This window comes from Streptomyces sp. NBC_00572, assembly GCF_026341815.1.
GTDB lineage: Bacteria > Actinomycetota > Actinomycetes > Streptomycetales > Streptomycetaceae > Streptomyces.
Map to the genome: position 1 here is coordinate 412,149 of NZ_JAPENX010000001.1, position 17,525 is coordinate 429,673.

19 protein-coding genes are annotated in these 17,525 nt (G+C 71.5%); 9 read left to right on the forward strand and 10 right to left on the reverse strand.

The features are described from left to right. Positions 1–149 precede the first annotated feature (149 nt). Positions 150–422, reverse strand: a complete 273-nt coding sequence (locus OG514_RS01915) for a hypothetical protein (protein WP_266890148.1) — start codon at positions 420–422, stop codon at positions 150–152. Between the two features lie 312 nt (positions 423–734). Between OG514_RS01915 and OG514_RS01920 the strand changes: the two genes are divergently transcribed. Beyond that, complete coding sequence (locus OG514_RS01920) at positions 735–1,790, forward strand: serine/threonine-protein kinase (RefSeq protein ID WP_266890150.1); 1,056 nt, start codon at positions 735–737, stop codon at positions 1,788–1,790. Here the strand turns inward: OG514_RS01920 and OG514_RS01925 are convergent. Continuing rightward, positions 1,774–2,580 (reverse strand): SGNH/GDSL hydrolase family protein, encoded by an 807-nt coding sequence (locus OG514_RS01925; protein WP_266890152.1) that lies wholly within the window; start codon positions 2,578–2,580, stop codon positions 1,774–1,776. The genes OG514_RS01920 and OG514_RS01925 overlap by 17 nt on opposite strands. Before the next feature lie 637 nt (positions 2,581–3,217). Here OG514_RS01925 and OG514_RS01930 point away from each other — a divergent pair. The 4 genes from OG514_RS01930 to OG514_RS01945 all read left to right on the forward strand — a co-directional run bounded on the left by OG514_RS01930 (position 3,218) and on the right by OG514_RS01945 (position 7,110). After that, positions 3,218–4,048: a glycosyltransferase family 2 protein gene (locus tag OG514_RS01930; RefSeq protein ID WP_266890154.1), complete on the forward strand. Its 831-nt coding sequence runs from the start codon at positions 3,218–3,220 to the stop codon at positions 4,046–4,048. Further along, positions 4,045–5,100, forward strand: a complete 1,056-nt coding sequence (locus tag OG514_RS01935; RefSeq protein WP_266890155.1) for a glycosyltransferase family 2 protein — start codon at positions 4,045–4,047, stop codon at positions 5,098–5,100. Before OG514_RS01930 ends, OG514_RS01935 begins: the two co-directional genes overlap by 4 nt. Further along, entirely contained in the window at positions 5,097–5,906 is an 810-nt protein-coding gene (locus OG514_RS01940; protein ID WP_266890157.1) for a polysaccharide deacetylase family protein, read from the forward strand. The genes OG514_RS01935 and OG514_RS01940 overlap by 4 nt, the downstream gene beginning before the upstream one ends. Positions 5,907–5,991: 85 nt before the next feature. Then, a complete protein-coding gene (locus OG514_RS01945; protein WP_266890159.1) occupies positions 5,992–7,110 on the forward strand; it encodes a DUF5925 domain-containing protein in 1,119 nt (372 codons plus the stop codon). A gap of 15 nt (positions 7,111–7,125) precedes the next feature. On the opposite strand, the gene OG514_RS01950 is transcribed toward OG514_RS01945, so the two are convergent. Next, positions 7,126–7,500, reverse strand: coding sequence for a GntR family transcriptional regulator (locus OG514_RS01950; protein WP_266890161.1), 375 nt, complete (start codon positions 7,498–7,500; stop codon positions 7,126–7,128). Between the two features lie 74 nt (positions 7,501–7,574). On the opposite strand from OG514_RS01950, the gene OG514_RS01955 reads away from it, so the two are divergent. Continuing rightward, the gene (locus OG514_RS01955; RefSeq protein WP_266890163.1) at positions 7,575–8,498 is read left to right on the forward strand and encodes a GNAT family N-acetyltransferase; all 924 of its coding nucleotides are present in this window, start codon (positions 7,575–7,577) and stop codon (positions 8,496–8,498) included. Then, positions 8,479–8,958, forward strand: a complete 480-nt coding sequence (locus OG514_RS01960) for a DUF402 domain-containing protein (RefSeq protein ID WP_266890164.1) — start codon at positions 8,479–8,481, stop codon at positions 8,956–8,958. The genes OG514_RS01955 and OG514_RS01960 overlap by 20 nt, the downstream gene beginning before the upstream one ends. 44 nt (positions 8,959–9,002) lie before the next feature. Here OG514_RS01960 and OG514_RS01965 read toward each other — a convergent pair whose 3' ends face one another. The 4 genes from OG514_RS01965 to OG514_RS01980 all read right to left on the reverse strand — a co-directional run bounded on the left by OG514_RS01965 (position 9,003) and on the right by OG514_RS01980 (position 12,681). Then, positions 9,003–9,443 (reverse strand): DUF6299 family protein, encoded by a 441-nt coding sequence (locus tag OG514_RS01965; protein WP_266890165.1) that lies wholly within the window; start codon positions 9,441–9,443, stop codon positions 9,003–9,005. A 182-nt stretch (positions 9,444–9,625) separates the two neighbouring features. Next, positions 9,626–11,122, reverse strand: a complete 1,497-nt coding sequence (locus OG514_RS01970; protein WP_266890167.1) for a tripartite tricarboxylate transporter permease — start codon at positions 11,120–11,122, stop codon at positions 9,626–9,628. Between the two features lie 3 nt (positions 11,123–11,125). Beyond that, a complete protein-coding gene (locus OG514_RS01975) occupies positions 11,126–11,656 on the reverse strand; it encodes a tripartite tricarboxylate transporter TctB family protein (RefSeq protein ID WP_266900717.1) in 531 nt (176 codons plus the stop codon). 41 nt (positions 11,657–11,697) lie between these two features. Continuing rightward, positions 11,698–12,681, reverse strand: a complete 984-nt coding sequence (locus tag OG514_RS01980; RefSeq protein ID WP_266890169.1) for a tripartite tricarboxylate transporter substrate binding protein — start codon at positions 12,679–12,681, stop codon at positions 11,698–11,700. A gap of 135 nt (positions 12,682–12,816) precedes the next feature. On the opposite strand from OG514_RS01980, the gene OG514_RS01985 reads away from it, so the two are divergent. Further along, positions 12,817–13,485 carry a response regulator gene (locus OG514_RS01985; RefSeq protein WP_266890171.1) on the forward strand — a complete coding sequence of 223 codons (669 nt, stop codon included), beginning with the start codon at positions 12,817–12,819 and terminating at the stop codon, positions 13,483–13,485. A gap of 19 nt (positions 13,486–13,504) precedes the next feature. On the opposite strand, the gene OG514_RS01990 is transcribed toward OG514_RS01985, so the two are convergent. Continuing rightward, positions 13,505–14,155, reverse strand: coding sequence for a hypothetical protein (locus OG514_RS01990; RefSeq protein ID WP_266890173.1), 651 nt, complete (start codon positions 14,153–14,155; stop codon positions 13,505–13,507). Between the two features lie 172 nt (positions 14,156–14,327). Between OG514_RS01990 and OG514_RS01995 the strand changes: the two genes are divergently transcribed. Further along, on the forward strand, positions 14,328–15,338 hold the full coding sequence (locus tag OG514_RS01995; RefSeq protein ID WP_266890175.1) for a lytic polysaccharide monooxygenase: 1,011 nt from the start codon (positions 14,328–14,330) through the stop codon (positions 15,336–15,338). 59 nt (positions 15,339–15,397) lie between these two features. On the opposite strand, the gene OG514_RS02000 is transcribed toward OG514_RS01995, so the two are convergent. Beyond that, entirely contained in the window at positions 15,398–16,279 is an 882-nt protein-coding gene (locus OG514_RS02000; protein WP_266890177.1) for a triacylglycerol lipase, read from the reverse strand. Positions 16,280–16,644: 365 nt separating this feature from the next. Then, positions 16,645–17,487 (reverse strand): flavodoxin family protein, encoded by an 843-nt coding sequence (locus OG514_RS02005; protein WP_266890179.1) that lies wholly within the window; start codon positions 17,485–17,487, stop codon positions 16,645–16,647. Between the last annotated feature and the right edge of the window lie 38 nt (positions 17,488–17,525).

Below are 17,525 nucleotides of genomic sequence, written 5' to 3' on the forward strand. Positions count from 1 at the left end.
GGGACACGTCCGGCGGTGTCGCAGTCGTCACGGTCGACGCAGCCTTGACAGTCGTGACGGGCGTGACAGTCGAAGTCGTGCGGGCCACCGGGCAACCGGGCGGAAGCGGGCGGGAACCTCGGGGGTGCTCGGCCCGGTGCGCCCGGTTCCTAGCGGCGCGTTCCGAAGAGGGAGCGGCGCAGGCGGCGGAGCGGGGCGAAGAGCGAGACCCGTGCGCTGCGGCTGCGGTGACCGTGCACCGGAACCTCGGGCGTACGCGATGTCAGTTCACGCATCAGCAGCGTCGCCTCGGCCACCTCGCGCTGAGGCACGGCGGGGCCGCCGAGCACCGCGAGATGACGGTCGAGCCGCGAACTCGTCGCGCTGCTCCCGCAGGTGATGGCAGGCACTCGCGGCCTACTGCGCATTGCTATCTGTTCCATGTCACTCCCCACCCGTACAAGGGCACCCGACCCAGGGCAGGTTAACCCTATCGCCCCGCGGTGACACCCGTGTATCCCGGCGACGGGATACACGGCACTCGTACGGGGGTTGACGGTCACCGTCCGAATCCATCTGATTCCAGGGCGAGTTGGACAGGATTCGAACACCTGCCGAACCGTCACGAACCATCCTGCCTTCCGGACCCTCATCCATGAACATCCGGACCGGTGTGATCTCCACCACCAAGATCGTCCCTGTCGCCCCGCCGACGGAACGGAGCCAGGACGACCCCCCTCGGCTACCGTGGATCCATGACGGTGATCGCGGGTCGTTACCGGCTTCTGGACGTCCTCGCCGAGGGGGCGACGGGCACCGTCTGGCGCGCCCTGGACGAGACGGACCGCCACGAGGTGGCCCTCAAGGAGTTCAAGGCCCCGGACGGGCTGCCGGCCGACGAGGCACTCCTCCTGTACGCGCGGCGCGAGCGCGAGGTGCGGGCCGCCGCCCGGATCTCCCACCCCGCCGTCGTGCGGGTCCTCGGGGTGGCCACCGAGGACGGCCGGCCCTGGGCCGTCATGGAGCTCGTACGGGGGCTCACTCTGGCCGAGACGCTGGAGGCGGCCGGTCCGCTGCCTCCGCGCGAGGCCGCACGCGTCGGCGCCGAGGTCCTCGCCGGACTGCGGGCGGCGCGCGAGGGGGGTGTCCCGCACCGGGGCGTGGATCCCGGGCACGTCCTCCTCGCCAACGACGGACGGATCGTCGTGACCGGCTTCGGTACGGCCCCGGGGGACGATCCGGGTCCGGCGGCGGAGCTGCGCGCCCTGGGGACGCTCCTCGACGCGTCGGCCTCGGCCCTGCCGTCGGCGCCGCCCGCGAAGGACGACCGGGCAGGGACGCTCCGCACTCTGACCGAAGGGCTGCTTCGCGAGGACCCGGAGCACTCCCCGGACGCGGACCGGGTCGAGCGGGAACTGCGGCGGTTGGCGACGGGCGGGGCCGGATCCGCGCGGAGGGAGTCGCATCCCGGTGCGTCCTCCGTTCCGGCGGACGCACCGGCGGACACGCGGACGAACGCTCCGGCGGGAGGCGAGCCGGGCCGGCGGAGCGGGAGCAGGGGCGCCAACACCCCTGCGGGAGACATGAGTTCGGTGCCGGAATCCCGTAGGCGCAGGGCACCTCGCCGGGCCCACGTCCTCCTCGCCGGACTGATCGGCGCGCTCCTCATCGCGGGAGCACTGGCGTACCACCTCGTCCGGGACGACGAGCGAGGCGCCGGGCCCGGGCCGGGCGGTGTCACGAGCACCGCTCCGGCCGGCCCCGGCGCCACGGACGGCGCGGGTGCGGGTCCGGTCAGACCGCGTTCCTGAAGCTGGGGAGATAGCCGCCGGACTGTCCGGAGGCCGTCGGGTGGTAGGACTCCCCGATGTTGAGCCAGTTGACGCTGTGCAGCCAGGAGGAGCTGGAGCAGATCTCGTGTCCGGTGAAGGCCGGCACGACGCTGGAGAAGGTGTAGCCGTGGTCGGCGGCGCGCTTGGCGACGGCCGCGTTCAGGTAGTCGGAGGCTCCGTTGATGGCGCTGCGCTCGTTCTCGCTGAGGCCGGCGACGCAGCCGCCGCCCAGCTGGTAGAAGCGCGGGTAGCCGAGGACGACCACGTGGGCGGCGGGTGCCTTGTTCCTGATCGCCGTGTAGACGGAGTCGAGTTTGCCGGGCAGCGTCGAGTCGACGTAGCTCTTGGCCTGATTCACGCGACTGATGCAGGTGGCTTCGGACTGCAGCACACAGGTCGTCATGACGTCGGCGAAACCGGCGTCATTTCCCCCGATCGTGATGGAGACCAGGTCAGTGGCGGACGTGAGCGGTCCGAGCTGATTCGCGGTCACATCACCCGTTCGGGCGCCCGAGCAGGCGGTGAACGAGAAGGACGAGGGGGCGTTCGCGTTCTTCCACAGGACCGGGAACGCCTTCGTGGAGCGCTTGCAGTCGCCGCTGGCGCTGTCGTAACTCCCGGAGCCGACACCGGAGGAGTACGAGTCGCCAAGGGCCACATAGTCGAGTGCGGCGGTCTCCGCGGCCTGGGCGGCGCCCGCCCCGGTGAGGGCGAGGACGGCGCCGAGGAGCAGCGAGGACGAAAGGGCGGCAAAGCGGGACAGTCTCATGGAACCTCCCTGTAGCAGGATCTCTGCGCTACCAGGTAGTAGCATCGGATCCGCCGCACCGGAAGTGTTCATGTCAAAACTGGGGATGAACGTCGTCCGATCCTCCGTCAGAGACCGTCGAGATCCGGCCATCACAGGAAGCGGAAGTTCCGGTCCCGCCAAACGATCGAACGCGGTCGCGACACATTCACACAACAAAGCTCAGAAGCGTGATCCCGAATCACTGTTCCCTGCATGCAAACGGATTGATCAAATCCGATCGGGACGCTTGCACATCTGACCGTCGAAGCTTCGCCAAACTACGGAAAAGCGGGCCACAGATCCGGGACTTGCCATACAGTCCCATTCATCAATACCGTCGTACATCTCACCCGCACCGGTCCATCACGCAAGCGGCTCAGGGGAGGGCTCTAGCGTCGCTGATGGTCCCGGAGCGGGGCGCGGTAGGGGGGTGCCGTGCTCGGTGTTCGAACGTGCGCCGAGTCGCGGGTACCGCGCGGCCAGACATGCCAACTCGCCGATCCCGCAAGGAGATCGTTTCTGTGCGGGCGGGGCGAGAACCCCCCTTTCGAACCGGACACACCATCGGACCGCCCAAGGGGTGGGCGGCCCACCGGACGAGAGGGAGACCAGACCCATGAGCTCGTTCCTGCGCCCATCCGCCTCGGGCCAAGAAATGACCGAGCCGAGTCGAATAGCCGCCCAGTACCGGGCCATCACCTCACACCTGGCGATCACTCCGCCGGTGAGTGTCGTCATTCCCGCGATGAACGAAGCCGAAAATCTTCCGTACGTGTTCAAGACACTGCCGGAATGGATTCACGAAGTCGTCCTCGTCGACGGAAATTCCACCGACAACACGGTGGACGTCGCCCGTGAACTCCGGCCGGACGTCAAGGTCGTCAAGCAGGTCGGCAAGGGCAAGGGCGACGCGCTGATCAGCGGCTTCGCCGCCTGCACGGGCGACATCATCGTCATGGTCGACGCGGACGGCTCGGCCGACGGCCAGGAGATCGTCTCCTATGTCTCCGCCCTCGTCGGGGGTGCCGATTTCGCCAAGGGCTCCCGTTTCGCCAACGGCGGCGGCACGGACGACATGACGACCATCCGCAGACTGGGCAACTGGGCCCTCTGCTCGCTCGTCAACCGCAAGTTCGGCGCCCGGTACACCGACCTCTGCTACGGCTACAACGCCTTCTGGCGCCACTGCCTCGACAAGATCACCCTCGACTGCACCGGATTCGAGATCGAGACCCTGATCAACATCCGGGTCGTCACGGCCGGCCTCAAGGTGCAGGAGGTGCCGAGCCACGAATACAACCGCATTCACGGCGTCAGCAACCTCAACGCCGTCCGCGACGGCATCCGGGTCCTCAAGGTCATCCTCAAAGAGAAGGCCGTCAGCAAGGCCGCCCGCCGCCGGCCCGCCCCGTTCTCGGTCAACATCCCCCGGGGAGAGGTGTCTTGAACGACCGCACGTCCCCGCACGGCTTCTCCGTGGTGATCTGCGTCTACACGGAGGAGCGGTGGGAGGACATCCTCGCCGCCGTGGACTCCGTACGGAAACAGTCACTGCCCGCCCTGGAGACGCTGCTCGTGGTCGACCACAACGAGCGGCTCCTCTCCCGGCTGACCGAGGAGTACGCGGAGCAGCGGCTCGGCGACGAGGTGCGGGTGCTCGCCAACGCGGGCCCCCGCGGCCTCTCCGCCGGCCGCAACACCGGAATCGCCGCCGCCCGCGGCGAGTTCGTGGCCTTCCTCGACGACGACGCCGTCGCCGAGCGGGACTGGCTCCACCACTTCGCCGCCGCCTACGACGACCCGCGCGTCATGGCCGTCGGCGGCCGGACCCTGCCCGCGTGGGAGTCCGGCGGCCGCCCGGCCTGGTTCCCGGAGGAGTTCGACTGGGTCGTCGGCTGCACCTACCGGGGCCTGCCCCCGGGCCGCGTCCCCGTGCGCAACGTGCTCGGCGGCAACGCCTCCTTCCGCCGTACGGCCTTCGACGCGGCCGGCGGATTCGCCACCGGCATCGGGCGGGACGGCGACCGGCGGCCCCTCGGCGGCGAGGAGACCGAACTGTGCATCCGGCTCTCCAAGGCGCTGCCCGAGGCGATCCTGCTCATCGACGACCGCGCGGTCATCCACCACAAGGTGCCCGCCGTCCGCCGGCGTTTCGGCTACTTCCGCACCCGGGTCTACGCCGAGGGCCTCTCCAAGGCGCTCGTCGCCCGCAGCGTCGGCGCGCAGAAGGGCCTGGAGTCCGAACGGCGGTACACCACACGGGTGTTGCCCGCCGGAGTGCTGCGCGGAATGCGCGACGCGCTGCTCGGACGCTCCGGCGGCGCGGGCCGGGCCGGGGCGATCGTGACCGGTGTGACGGTCGCGGCCGGCGGCTACGCGCTGGGTTCGCTGCGGGCCCGGAGGAGCGGGACGACGTTCTCCTGGGGGCCGATCGAGCGGGCCGGATCCGGGGAGACGGATCCGGTCGACGCCGGGGCTCCCGAAGGAGCGGCCCGATGACGGAGACCGCGGCCGGGACCGCCGCCGTACCCGTCCTCATGTACCACGCGGTCGACCCGGACCCCGCTCCCGCGACCCTCGGGCTCTCCGTCACCCCCGAGGCCTTCGCGGCCCAGATGGAAGTGGTCGCCGAGCGCGGGTTCACCCCGCTGACCACGGCGGCGCTCGCCGCCGCCTGGCGCGGCGACGGCGGGCCGCTGCCCGCGCGGCCGCTCCTCGTCACCTTCGACGACGGGTACGAGGGCGTGCACCGGTACGCCCTGCCGGTGCTCGCCAAGCATTCCTTCGCCGGCACCGTCTTCGTCTCCACCGGCTGGCTGCGCGGCAGGCACGAGACCGGCGGGGCGCTCGACACCATGCTCGACTGGGCGCAGGTGCGCGAACTCGCCGACGCGGGCACGGAGATCGGCGGACACAGCCACACCCACCCGCAGCTCGACCAGCTCGACGCCCGGCGGCTCCGGTTCGAGACGCTGCGCTGCCGGGAGATCGTGGCCGAGGAACTCGGGACGGCTCCGGCCTCCTTCGCGTACCCCTACGGGTACTCCAGCCGCCGGGTCCGCCGTACGGTCCGGGAGGCCGGCTTCACCCAGGCGCTCGCCGTCGGCAACGCGCTGGCCAGGCGCAGCCAGGGGCCGTACGCCCTGGAACGGGTGACCGTGCGCCGGTCCACCGGTGTCGAGGAGTTCACGCGGCTCGTGGAGGGCCGGGCGATCGCCCGGAACTTCGCGGCGGACCGGGTCATGACGAAGGGGTACGCGCTCGCGCGGCGCGCCCGGGGCGCGGTGCGGGGACACTGGATCTGAAGCCGCTGGTCCGGCTCCGGGACGCGGCCGTCCGCGGAGGGGTCGCGTTCAAAACCCGGTGCACGCCATGCCCGGTTGCCGGATCATGGGCGCCATGGCTGACACCCCACCGGTACCGTCCGAGCCGCAGCGGTCGCTGCCGATCCGGCTCAACCTCGACGACAGCGACTCGCCTTCGGACGTCGTGGACGCGCTGTTCCTCGGCCGCTTCGCGACCGGGGAGCAGCCCCACTCGCACAGCACCACCGTGGACCGGGTCAAGCCCGAGGCGACGCTGCTTCCCGCCGGGGCCACGGTGCTGCGGGCCGCGAAGGACGACGACCGCAGCGCCGTGCTCGCCGAGGGCGAGGGCTGGACGCTGCTGATCTCCCGCTGGAACCGGGGCGCGGACGTCACCGTCACGGCCGCCGACGCGGACCTCGCCGAGCGGGTCCTGAAGGAGGCCACCGACGGGGCGAAGGACGAGCCGGAGCCCCAGCCGGAGAACGTGACGATGGGGTTCTGGTACGTCTCCCCCCGGCGCGGCCCGCACCGGACGACCCGGCAGATCAGCGCCGGGACCTGGGACGAGGTCCGGCCCAACTACTCGGCGCCGGTGGCCGATTCCATGGACCGGCTGATGAAGGTGACGCCCGACTCGATCGCCGGCCGCCTCCTGCTGCTGCACGGCCCGCCGGGGACGGGCAAGACGTCCGCGCTGCGGACCCTGGCGCGGTCCTGGCGGGACTGGTGCCAGGTGGACTGCGTCCTCGATCCGGAGCGGCTCTTCAACGACGTCGGCTATCTGATGGACATCGCCATCGGGGAGGACGAGGGCACCGCGAAGGGGCGCTGGCGGCTGCTGCTCCTGGAGGACTGCGACGAACTGATCCGGGGCGAGGCGAAGCACACGGCGGGTCAGGCCCTGTCGCGACTGCTGAACCTGACGGACGGTCTGCTCGGCCAGGGGCGCAACGTCCTGGTCGGCGTCACCACCAACGAGGACCTGGAGCGGCTCCACCCGGCCGTGGTCCGGCCGGGCCGCTGCCTGGCCCGGATCGAGGTGGGACCGCTGAGCCGGGCCGAGTCCGTGGAGTGGCTCGGGCGCGAGGAGGACGTGCCGCGCGAGGGCGCGACGCTGGCGGAGCTGTTCGCCCTGCGCCGCGGCACGCCCCCCACGGAGCTCCCGGAACCCCGCACGGCGGGGGCGGGCCTGTACCTCTGAGGACGCTCGGGCGGGTCAGCTGTCGTACGCGGCGCGCAGGGCTTCGCTGAGCGCCGCCTCGGCCGCCTCGCGGCTGAGACCGAGGCGGCGGGCCTCCTCGGCGTACTGGGCGGCAGCGGTGGCGGCCCGGCGGGTCGCCGCGTCCCCGGCGGCCGCGACGAAGGTGCCGTGACGCCCGCGCGTCTCGATCACCCCGTCCGCCTCCAGTGCCTTGTACGCCTTGGCGACCGTGTTCGCGGCGAGGCCCAGCTGCTCCGCGAGCCCTCGTACCGTCGGCAGCTTGTATCCGACCGGCAGTCTGCCCGACCGGGCCCGCTCCGAGATCTGGGCACGCAGCTGTTCGTACGGAGCGGTGGTGGATTCGTGGTCCACGGCGATGGTGAGTGTCACCCCGCCGATTCTGCCCCCACCCCACCGGAAAATGGGAGGCGGCGGCGCACCCCCGGCCCGTAGCGTGCGACCACATGACTGTGATCGTCCGTGATGTACACGCCGAGGACGCCGAGGGTTTCGCCCGCGTACGGCGGGCCGCCCTCCCGTTCATGCTCGCGACCGCCGAGCAGCTCGTGTTCGACTGGGCGCACGCCCATCCCGACAGCCACAACCGTCCGCTCGTCGCCGTGACCGAGGACGGGGTGATCGTCGGGACCGCGCAGGTGGGGATCGCCCATGACTCCCCGGAGCCCGGCATCGGCAGGGTCAACGTGTACGTGGACCCCGGGTACCTGGGGCGGGGAGCCGGGACGCTGCTGCTGCGGGCCGGCGAGGAGCATCTCGCCGAGCAGGGGGCGCGGACCCTGTACAGCTGGGTTCTGGACGCGCCGGAGAACCTCGCCTGGGCCGGGCGGCGGGGCTACTCCGCCAGCCGTTCCGCGTACTTCCTCCGACTCGACCTGGCCACGGGCGAGCTGCCGCCTCTCCAGGCGCCGCCGGCCGGTGTCGAGCTGCTGACGGGCGAGGACTTCGCGGCGGACCCGCGGCCGCTCTTCGAGCTGGACGCGGTGTCGACGGCCGACGAGCCGGGCGACGTGGCGGTCGAGATGGACGACTACGCGCACTGGCGGGCGACCGTCTGGGAGCACCCTCTCTTCGATCAGGCGCTGACGACGGTCGCGGTGGTGGACGGCGTACCGGCGGCGTTCAGCGCGGCGCAGACGGACGGCCTCGGCCGGTACAACTCCGGGATGACGGGCACCTCGCCCGACTTCCGGGGCCGCGGGCTCGCGAAGCTCGCCAAGAACACGTCGCTGCACCGGGCCCGCGCGGCGGGCTGCACGGAGGCGTTCACCGGGAACGACACCGGGAACGGGCCGATGCTGGCGATCAACAAGTGGTTCGGTTACGAGGTAGGAGCACGGGAGGTACGGCATGTCCGGACGATCGGTTGAGGTCACCCTGACGAAGGCGGGCCGGACGAAGATCCGCTACCCGGCGGAGGTGCTCACGGAGGACGCCGCCGGGCTCTCGGTGCGCGCCCCGTGGGCGGCGGAGGGCGTGCGGGACTTCGGCTTCGTGCGGTTCGAGCCGGGCGATGTCTTCGTGGAGCACTTCTGGCGCGACCGGTGGTTCACGGTCAAGGAGGTGTGGTCCGCCGACGGCGCCCTGAAGGGCTGGTACTGCGACATCACCCGGCCGGCCGTGATCGACGGCTCGGGGGTGGTGGTCGAGGACCTGGACCTGGACCTGTGGGTGTCGGCGGACGGCAGCGAGGTGCTGCGGCTCGACGAGGACGAGTTCGCGGCGAGCGGGCTCGCCGCCTCCGATCCGGAGGCGGCGGCGTGTGCCGTGGTCGCCCTCGACGAGCTGGAAGTGCTGGGGCGCGAGGGCCTGATCGCGCTGCTGGGCTAGGTCGTGTCCGGCAATCGGCCCTGACGGGAATCGCCGGACAGGCCCTAGCGCAGTTCGACGTCCGACTCCTCGACGGCGAGGAAGTCGGGCGTCGGCAGGCCCGTCCCGCCGCTCGTGAGCTGCATGAGCGTGGCCTGCACCCTGGCCGTGCCCTGCCGGTAGGCGGGGTCCTTCACGACGGAGGTGTTGACCCACTCGTGGAGGTGCCCGTCACAGACGGCCCGGGTGCCGCCGATCCCGGCGGAGCGGTCGCCCTGGACGAGGGTGGAGCTGACGAAGACGGGGCCGGCGCTGTCGTCGAGGCAGCGGTACGTACCGGAGAGGGTCACGGTGCTGTCGTCGGCGACCGTTCCGTATCCGAAGACGGAGAGGCCGTCGGCCCCTTCCGAGGCGGAGAAGACGTCGGCCCCTCCCGCGTGGGCGAGAGGGGCGACGGCGGCGGAGGCGAGCAGAACGCCTGCGGCGAGGACGAGTCGGGCGCGCATGAGCGGGGTCCCTTCGGGGTGGGGGATGGTGCTGCCCGCCAGGGATACCGGATCCGGCCGCCGCGCGGCCGAAACTCACCCTATTGGGGGCGAGTTGAGGGCCTTTCGGTAGGGGATACGGTCGTACGGTCCGTCCACGCGACACTCGACGGCCTCGGAGCCGTACCGCTCGTGGTCCTGTGTCATGCCGACACGTGACGACGTCCGGCGATCACCTTCCTCACCAGCGGCCAGGCGAGCAGGAGCACGACGACCGCGTACACGGTGAGCGAGAACGGGGTGTTCACCAGGCCGGTGAGGGAGCCGTCGCTGATCTGCAGGGCGCGGCGCAGCTGCTGCTCGGCGGCCGGGCCGAGGATGACCCCGATGACGGCCGGCAGGACCGGCAGTCCGTAGCGTCGCATGCCGAGCCCGATCAGGCCGATGACCAGCAGGATGACCAGGTCGAGCGCCTCGCCGCCCACCGCGTACGCGCCGACGGCGGCGAAGAAGAGGATGCCGGCGTAGAGGTACGGGCGCGGGATGCGCAGCAGCTTGGCCCAGACGGGTGCGAGCGGCAGGTTGAGCGCGAGCAGCAGCACCATGCCGACGAACAGGGAGGCGATGAGCCCCCACACCAGGTCGGGCTCCCGCTCGAAGAGCAGCGGGCCGGGCTGGATGCCGTACTGCTGGAACGCGGCCAGCATCACGGCGGCGACGGCCGTCGTGGGCAGTCCCAGGGTCAGCATCGAGACGAGCGTCCCGGCGGCCGAGGCCGAGGCCGCCGACTCGGGTCCCGCCACACCCTCGATGGCGCCCTTGCCGAACTGCTCCTTGTGCCGGGAGAGACGCTTCTCCGTCACGTACGAGAGGAAGGTCGGGATCTCCGCGCCGCCGGCCGGGATCGCGCCGAACGGGAAGCCGATGAGGGGCCCGCGCAGCCAGGACTTCCAGGTGCGCTTCACATCGTCCCCGCCCAGCCAGGGACGGCCGACGGGAATGGCCTCCCCCGCCGTGCGGCGCAGGTGCGCCGCGACCCAGAGGGCCTCGCCGATGGCGAAGAGTCCGACCGCGACGATGACGACGTCGACGCCGTCGGCGAGCTGGAGCGAACCGAAGGTGAGGCGCTGCTGCCCGGTCATCTGGTCGAGGCCGACCAGACCGATCGTGAGGCCGATGAGCAGGGAGGCGAGACCGCGGATGCGGGAGGAGCCGAGGACCGAGGTCACCGCGATGAAGGCGAGGACCATCAGGGCGAGGTAGTCGGGGGCGCCGATGTCGACGGCGAGGGCGGCGACCGTCGGGGCGAGGACGACGAGCAGGATCGTGCCGATCATGCCGCCGGCGAAGTGGCCGATGGCGGCCGCGGCGAGCGCCTGCGCGCCCCGGCCCGCCTTGGCCATCGGATTGCCCTCGATGGCGGCGACGACGGCCGCGCTCTCCCCGGGGGTGTTGAGGAGGATCGAGGTGGTGGAGCCGCCGAACATGGCGCCGTAGTAGATGCCCGCGAACATGATGAACGCGCCGGTCGGTTCGAGTCCGTAGGTCACCGGGAGCAGCAGGGCCACGGCCATGGCGGGGCCGATGCCGGGCAGGACGCCGATGGCGGTGCCGAGGAGCACGCCGATGGCGGCCCAGAGCAGGTTCATCGGGGTGAGGGCGGTGCCGAAGCCGTCGATGAGGGAGTTCAGGGAATCCATGGGTCAGATCACTCCCATCAGCGGACCGCCGGGCAGCGGGACGCCGAGCAGCTTGTCGAAGACGACGTAGGTCAGGAGCGAGAGGGCGGCCGCGATCAGCGGGTCGCGGTGGTAGTGGCGGCTGCCGAGGGCGTAGGCGGCGCCCCAGAAGAGGAGCGCTCCGGCGACGGGGAAGCCGACGGGTCCGATGAGGACGGCGAAGGCGAGGAAGACCCCGGCGAGGAGCAGGACCGTGCGCCAGTCGGCGGGCTCGGTCAGGTCGACGTCCTCGCCGGCCTCGGCCTCGCCGCGGCCGCCGCGCAGGACGTCGACGGAGAGGAGGACGGCGACGACGAGCAGTCCGCAGCCGACGACGAGGGGGACGGTGGCGGGGCCGACGGGGCCGCGGCCCGCGAGGTCGGCGTCGAGGGTGAGGGCGTCGGTGAGGACGAGGACGCCGAGGGCGAACAGCAGGACGCCGACGCCGAGTTCGGACCGCTCACGCAGCCAGGACGCGAAGTTCTCCCTCTTGGTGCCCGAGGATGTGGTCTTCACGGATTCGGTGCTCGCGGATTCGGTGCTCGCGGATTCGGTGCTCACAGGCCGAGCTCCTTCAGTACGGAGCCGACGCGGCGGTCCTGCTCGGTGAGGAAGGTGCCGAACTCCTCGCCGGGCAGGAAGGCGTCGTTCCAGCCGTGGGTCTTCAGCGACTCGCGCCACTGCGGGGAGTCGTGCAGTTCGGTCACCAGGGTGACGAGCTTGTCGCGTTCGGCGTCGGAGAGGCCGGGCGGGGCGACGATGCCGCGCCAGTTGGTGAACTCGGTGTCGAGGCCCGCCTCGCGGAGGGTGGGGGCGTCGAGCCCGGGGACCCGCTTCGGTCCGGTGACGGCGAGCAGGCGCAGCTCGCCCGCCTTGATCTGGTCGAGGTACTCGCCGACGCCGGAGACGCCGAAGGCGACCTTGTCGCCGAGGATCGAGGCGAGGAGCTCGCCGCCGCCGTCGAAGGGGACGTAGTTGACGTCCTTCGGGGCGATCCCGGCGGCCTGGGCCATCAGCATCGGGGCGAGGTGGTCGGGGCCGCCGGGCGAGGAGCCGCCGCCGACGGGGAGCTTGCCGGGGTTCTTCTTCCAGGCCGTGAGGAGGTCCTGGATGGTCTTGTACGGGGAGTCCTTGCCGACCACGACGATGTCCTGCTCTTCGGTGAGCCGGGCGATCGGGGTGGTGTCGGCGAGGGTTCTGGGGGTCTCGTTGGTGTGGACGGCGCCGACGACACCGAGGCCCATGGACATGGCGAGGCGGCCGTTGCCGCGTTCGCCGACGAGCCGGGTGAGGCCGACGGTGCCGCCCGCGCCGGGCAGGTTGAAGACCTCGATGTCACTGGTGAGGCCGGCCTCCTCGGCGTTCTTGGCGGCGGTGCGGGCGGTGATGTCGTATCCGCCGCCGGGGGTGTTGGGGACCATGAACCGCAGGCCGGGTATCTGGGTGCCGGTGTCGGAGCCGCTGCCGGGACTGAGCAGTGGCGGACCCACCAGCACCAGGAGCGCGGCCCCGAGGAGGGCGAAGGGGGTGCGCAACCGCACGTGTGCCGCCTCTCAGGTTGAAGGGAAATGGGGGTGTGAGGTGGCCCACATGTTGCCCTCGCGTTAAGAAGCTGTCTCTCTTCCGCAATCAACGGACGTTGTGGTCGTTGTGGTCGGGACCTAGCGTGGGTCGTCGTGACGAACGTGCTGGTGGTGGACGACGACTTCATGGTCGCCAAGCTGCACTGCCGCTATGTGTCGGCGGTGGCGGGCTTCACGGTGTCCGGGGTCGCGCACAGCGGCGCCGAGGCGCTGCGGGCGGCCGAGCGGCTCAGGCCCGACCTGGTGCTCCTCGACGTCTTCCTGCCGGACATGGACGGCATCCAGGTGCTGCGGGAGCTGCGCGCGGCGGGCCTGGGCATGGACGCGCTCTTCATCACGGCGGCGCGGGACGTGGGCACGATCCGCGCGGCGCTGCGGGCGGGGGCGCTGCACTATCTGATCAAGCCGTTCAGCCAGGCGGCGCTGCACGAGCAGCTCCGCCACGTGGCCTCGCTCCGCAGCCGCCTCGACGAACTGGACGAGGCCCGCCAGGAGGACGTCGACCAGATCTTCGGCACTCGCCCCCGCGGCTCCCGGGAACTCCCGAAGGGCCTCGCCGCCCATACGGCCGACCTGGTCGACTCGGTGCTGCGCGCGCACCCGGAGGGCCTGTCGGCCACGGAGTGCGCGGAGGCCGGCTCGCTGTCCCGGGTGAGCGCCCGCCGCTACCTGGAGTACTTCGCGGAGACGGGCCGCGCGGAGATCACGCTGCGGTACGGGGGGACGGGGCGGCCGGAGCGGCGGTACCGGCGGCTGGGCTGACGCCCGTCCCCGGTGTGCGTCACTCCTCGGGGGCGAGGCCGAAGCGGAGGTTCCTGGGCCGGGTCTCGTCCTCGCGAAGGTCCTTGGCGATCCACTCGCGGGTCTCCTCGTCGACCTCCGGGTCCACGGCGAGGGCGTTCAGGGCCGCACGGGCCGAGTCCAGGGTGCGCACGTTGAGGAGGGCGAGGGTCGCCTGCTCGACGGCCATCCGCCGCCGGATGTGGAGCGCGGCGAGCTCGGGGAACCAGGGGTCGAGGGCGTCCACGTCGTCCGCGAGGCCGCACCAGTACAGGGCCGGTTCGACGATCCACCCGGCGATCCGCCACTTCCAGCGGCCCTCCCGGAAGTCGGTGGTGTCCAGGCCGTCGGCGGCGCAGGCGGCCTCGACCTCGGCCAGCCGGCCGACGGTGAGACGGGGCAGGTCCTTCACCTTCTCGCGCAGGATCTCGTGGCAGAACCAGTCGTCCGGCGGGACCTCGTCGTCGGCGAACATCTTGGGCTTCTCGTAGACGCGCGGCTCCGGCTCGTCGAGCCGGGCGGGCGGCAGGCCCGCCGCCAGGACGCCACGGACCAGGGCCCACCGTTCGGCGGTCTCCTCGTCGGGCCAGTTGCCCCAGGTCCTGGGGAGCGCCCTCAGGCCCTCCGGGAAGATCGGGGTGTCGTCGGTCATCCGGCCTCCTCCCGGCGGGGTCCGGAGGCTGTTCCTCAGCCGCCTCTTACCTGCGCCTTAAAGCGATCCTAAGGATCGCCATCTTCCGCTCTCCAGCGGGTTCTTCGCGGATTCGGGCAGCTAGCTTTCTGGGCAACCCCCCACACCACCCTCGTGAAGGAGCTGTCCCCCCATGACTTCTCGCCGTACCGCCGCCGTCACCGCCACCGCGGTTCTGGCCCTCTCCGGGCTCGCCTCCGCGCCCGCGTTCGCGCACGGGTCGATGACGGATCCCGTCAGCCGGGTCTCGGCCTGTTACGCGGAGGGGCCCGAGGCGCCGAAGTCGGCGGCGTGCAAGGCGGCCGTGGCGGCGAGCGGGGCGCAGGCGTTCTACGACTGGAACGCGGTGAACATCGCCAACGCCGCCGGGAAGCACCGTGAGCTGATCCCGGACGGCAAGCTGTGCAGCGCGGGCAACGACAAGTACCGGGGGCTCGACCTGGCGCGGGCCGACTGGCCGGCGAGCAGCATGAACTCCGGTGCGCACACCTTCCGTTACAAGGGGACCGCGCCGCACCGGGGTTCGTTCGAGCTGTACGTGACGAAGGACGGGTACGACCCGTCGAAGCCGCTGAAGTGGTCGGACCTGGAAGCTCAGCCGTTTGCGACGGTCACCGACCCGCGGATGGAGAGCGGTGACTACGTCTTCCAGGGAACCGTGCCGAAGAAGTCCGGCCGGCACCTGATCTACTCGATCTGGCAGCGCTCCGACTCCCCCGAGGCCTTCTACACCTGCTCGGACGTGGTGTTCGGGAAGGACAGCGGCGGTACGGCCCCGGCGCCGACCGCGTCCGCCCCGAGCGACGAGCAGATCGAGGAGGGCCAGGACGAGTCCTCGGTCGAGCACGGCGGGCACGGGGACGGTGATGCCTCCACGGGCGCGGGCACCGAGGAGACTTCGGCGGCGCCCGAGCCGAGCCGGGAGCCGAGCCGGCCGGCCGAGCCCGAGGGCGTCGAGACCTCCTCCGCCGCGCCCAACGCGCCCGCTCCCGCCGCCGGTTCGGACTCCGGCTCCGGTGAGGTGCTCGCCGAGACCGGTGGCGACGCCACCACCCCGTATATCGCGGTGGGTGGCGCCGCCGTGCTCGCGCTCGGTGCGGCCGTGCTCTTCGGGTCGGCCCGGCGGCGCCGCACCCAGGGCTAGGGGCTGTCCGGCAATCGGCCCCGCGTGGAATGGTCGGACAAGCCCTGGGGCCGGAAGGGCTAGCCGATCACCGAGAGGCAGGTGGTCGGGGTCGCGTGGGCCGGGTCGAGGGCGTTGGCCACCTCGTGGAAGGTGACCCGGTCCACCGTGCCGATCGCCACGTGCTCGGACAGGTCGAGCGCGCACTTGTCCTGGATGAGGACGTTGGTGACGTTCGGTCCGGTGAGGAACTGCGAGCGGTACGGGGTGACCACCTCGTCGTACTGGGTCGCGATGACGTGGTAGCGGACCCCGGGCACGGTGTCGCCGCCCTCGTTGAGCTTGGTGATGAACGGCGAGCCGGCGATCTGATCGGCGAGGCCCGGGGTGTTGGCCTTGATCAGGTCCTCCGCGCCGGGGAAGTACGGCAGGAGCTTGGTGAGGCCGAGCAGGGTGGTGCCGTGGTTGTCGGGGGCGATCCCGACGAGCGCGTTCACCTTCTCGGCCCCACCGAGGAACTTGAGGTACCAGCGGGGCATCATGCCGCCCTGCGAGTGTCCGACGATGTCGGCCTCCGGGGCACCGGTGGCGGCGAGGACCCGGTCGACGTAGGTGTCGAGCTGTCCGGCGGACGCGGCGATGGGCCCGAGCCCGTGGAAGAACGGCACGTTCGGCAGCTGGCCGTAGTCGAGCGAGAAGACGCAGTAACCGCGGTTGACCAGGTAGGGCGCGAGGGCGAGCCAGTTGTCGACGGAGTTCCCGAGGGTTCCGTGGACGAGGACGACGGGGCGCGGGTGCGCGGCGGAGGGCTTGCAGGAGTAGTCGTTCCAGCCCCTGCTGGTGGTGGCGGTCTCGGCCTGGACGGAGGCGGAGGCCGAGGCGGCGGTGGTCGGGGCGAGCGTGGCGGCGGCGGCCAGCAGCAGGACGGACAGCGCTCTGACGGCGTGTTTCCAGGGCAGCATCGGGCGATCTCCTTGCGGCTCAAGGGGATGGTGGGGGTGCTACGCCCTGCGGTCCGGACCACAAGTGGGGATGCGCGATGGGGATGCGCTTCAGCCAAGCTACGCACGGGTAGCCTTGGCTGGGAAGTTACGCGTCGGTAAAAAGTGATGTGTCGTCATGAGTGCCTGGTGAAACGACCGTCGGGCCGCGTCTCGGGGCGCCGGTGCAGGTTGCCGGGCCGCGCCCCGGGTCGCCGGCGAGCCGTTCGACACGGCCGTCGGGCCGTGCTCCGGGCCGCCGGCGAGCCGTTCGACACGGCCGTCGGGCCGTGCTCCGGGCCGCCGGCGAGCCCCGCGGCACCGCCCGTGGGCCGGATTTCGTGGGGTCAGGCGTCGGCCAGGGCCGCCGATGCGCCGTCCGTCTCCCGGAGGGAGGCCGACAGGGCGCGGGCCTCGTGTTCGGTCATCCGGGGAGTGTCGTACGGCACGGCGTTGACCCAGCGCTGGGTCAGCCGGGCGATCCGCTCGCCGTACCGCTCCGCGGTGATCAGGTCGCCGCGCGATCCGGCGTCCTCCGACCCCTGGTCGGCATGGCTCTGGCTCATCAGACCCAGCCACGAGCCCAGCCGGTTCACATCGTCGCGGGAGCCACCGCTCCAGTTGTTGCCCGGCATGTCGCCCACGCCGATCCACTGCATGCCCAGCTGCGCGCCGAAGACCGCCAGCTGTTCCAGGACCGCCAGCTTGTCGCCGCTCTGCGAGGCGGACATGGTGAACCCTCCGGCCAGCTTGTCCTTCCACGCCTGCGTGACGAACGGTGTGAACGCCGCCTCCATGAACGCCTTGAACACCGCCGACACGCTGCCCATCAGCGTCGGGCAGCCGAGGACGATCGCATCGGAGCGGTCGAGCAGCGCCAGTACCTCCGCATCGTGCCAACGGCCGGCGACGACGTCCTCGGGCCGGATCTCGACAAGGTGCACCCGGGCGCCCGGCACGAGGCGCGCCCCGTCGGCGAGGTGCTCGGCCAGGACCCGGGTGTGCCCGTGTACCGAGTGGTAGACCACCGTCACCGTGGCCGTCGGCACCGCGGCCGTCGATGCATCGTGCTCACGTTCAACGTCATTGACTGTCATGTGCTGTTCGCCGCTTCCGGTCGTGGGGAGATCCCTGCTTGCCCTGCCATCACAGCCTGCGTACGGCACGGCATCAACGCCGAAGATCGGCACGCAGCGATCGGTCGCACCGATCGATCGCGTTAGCCTGG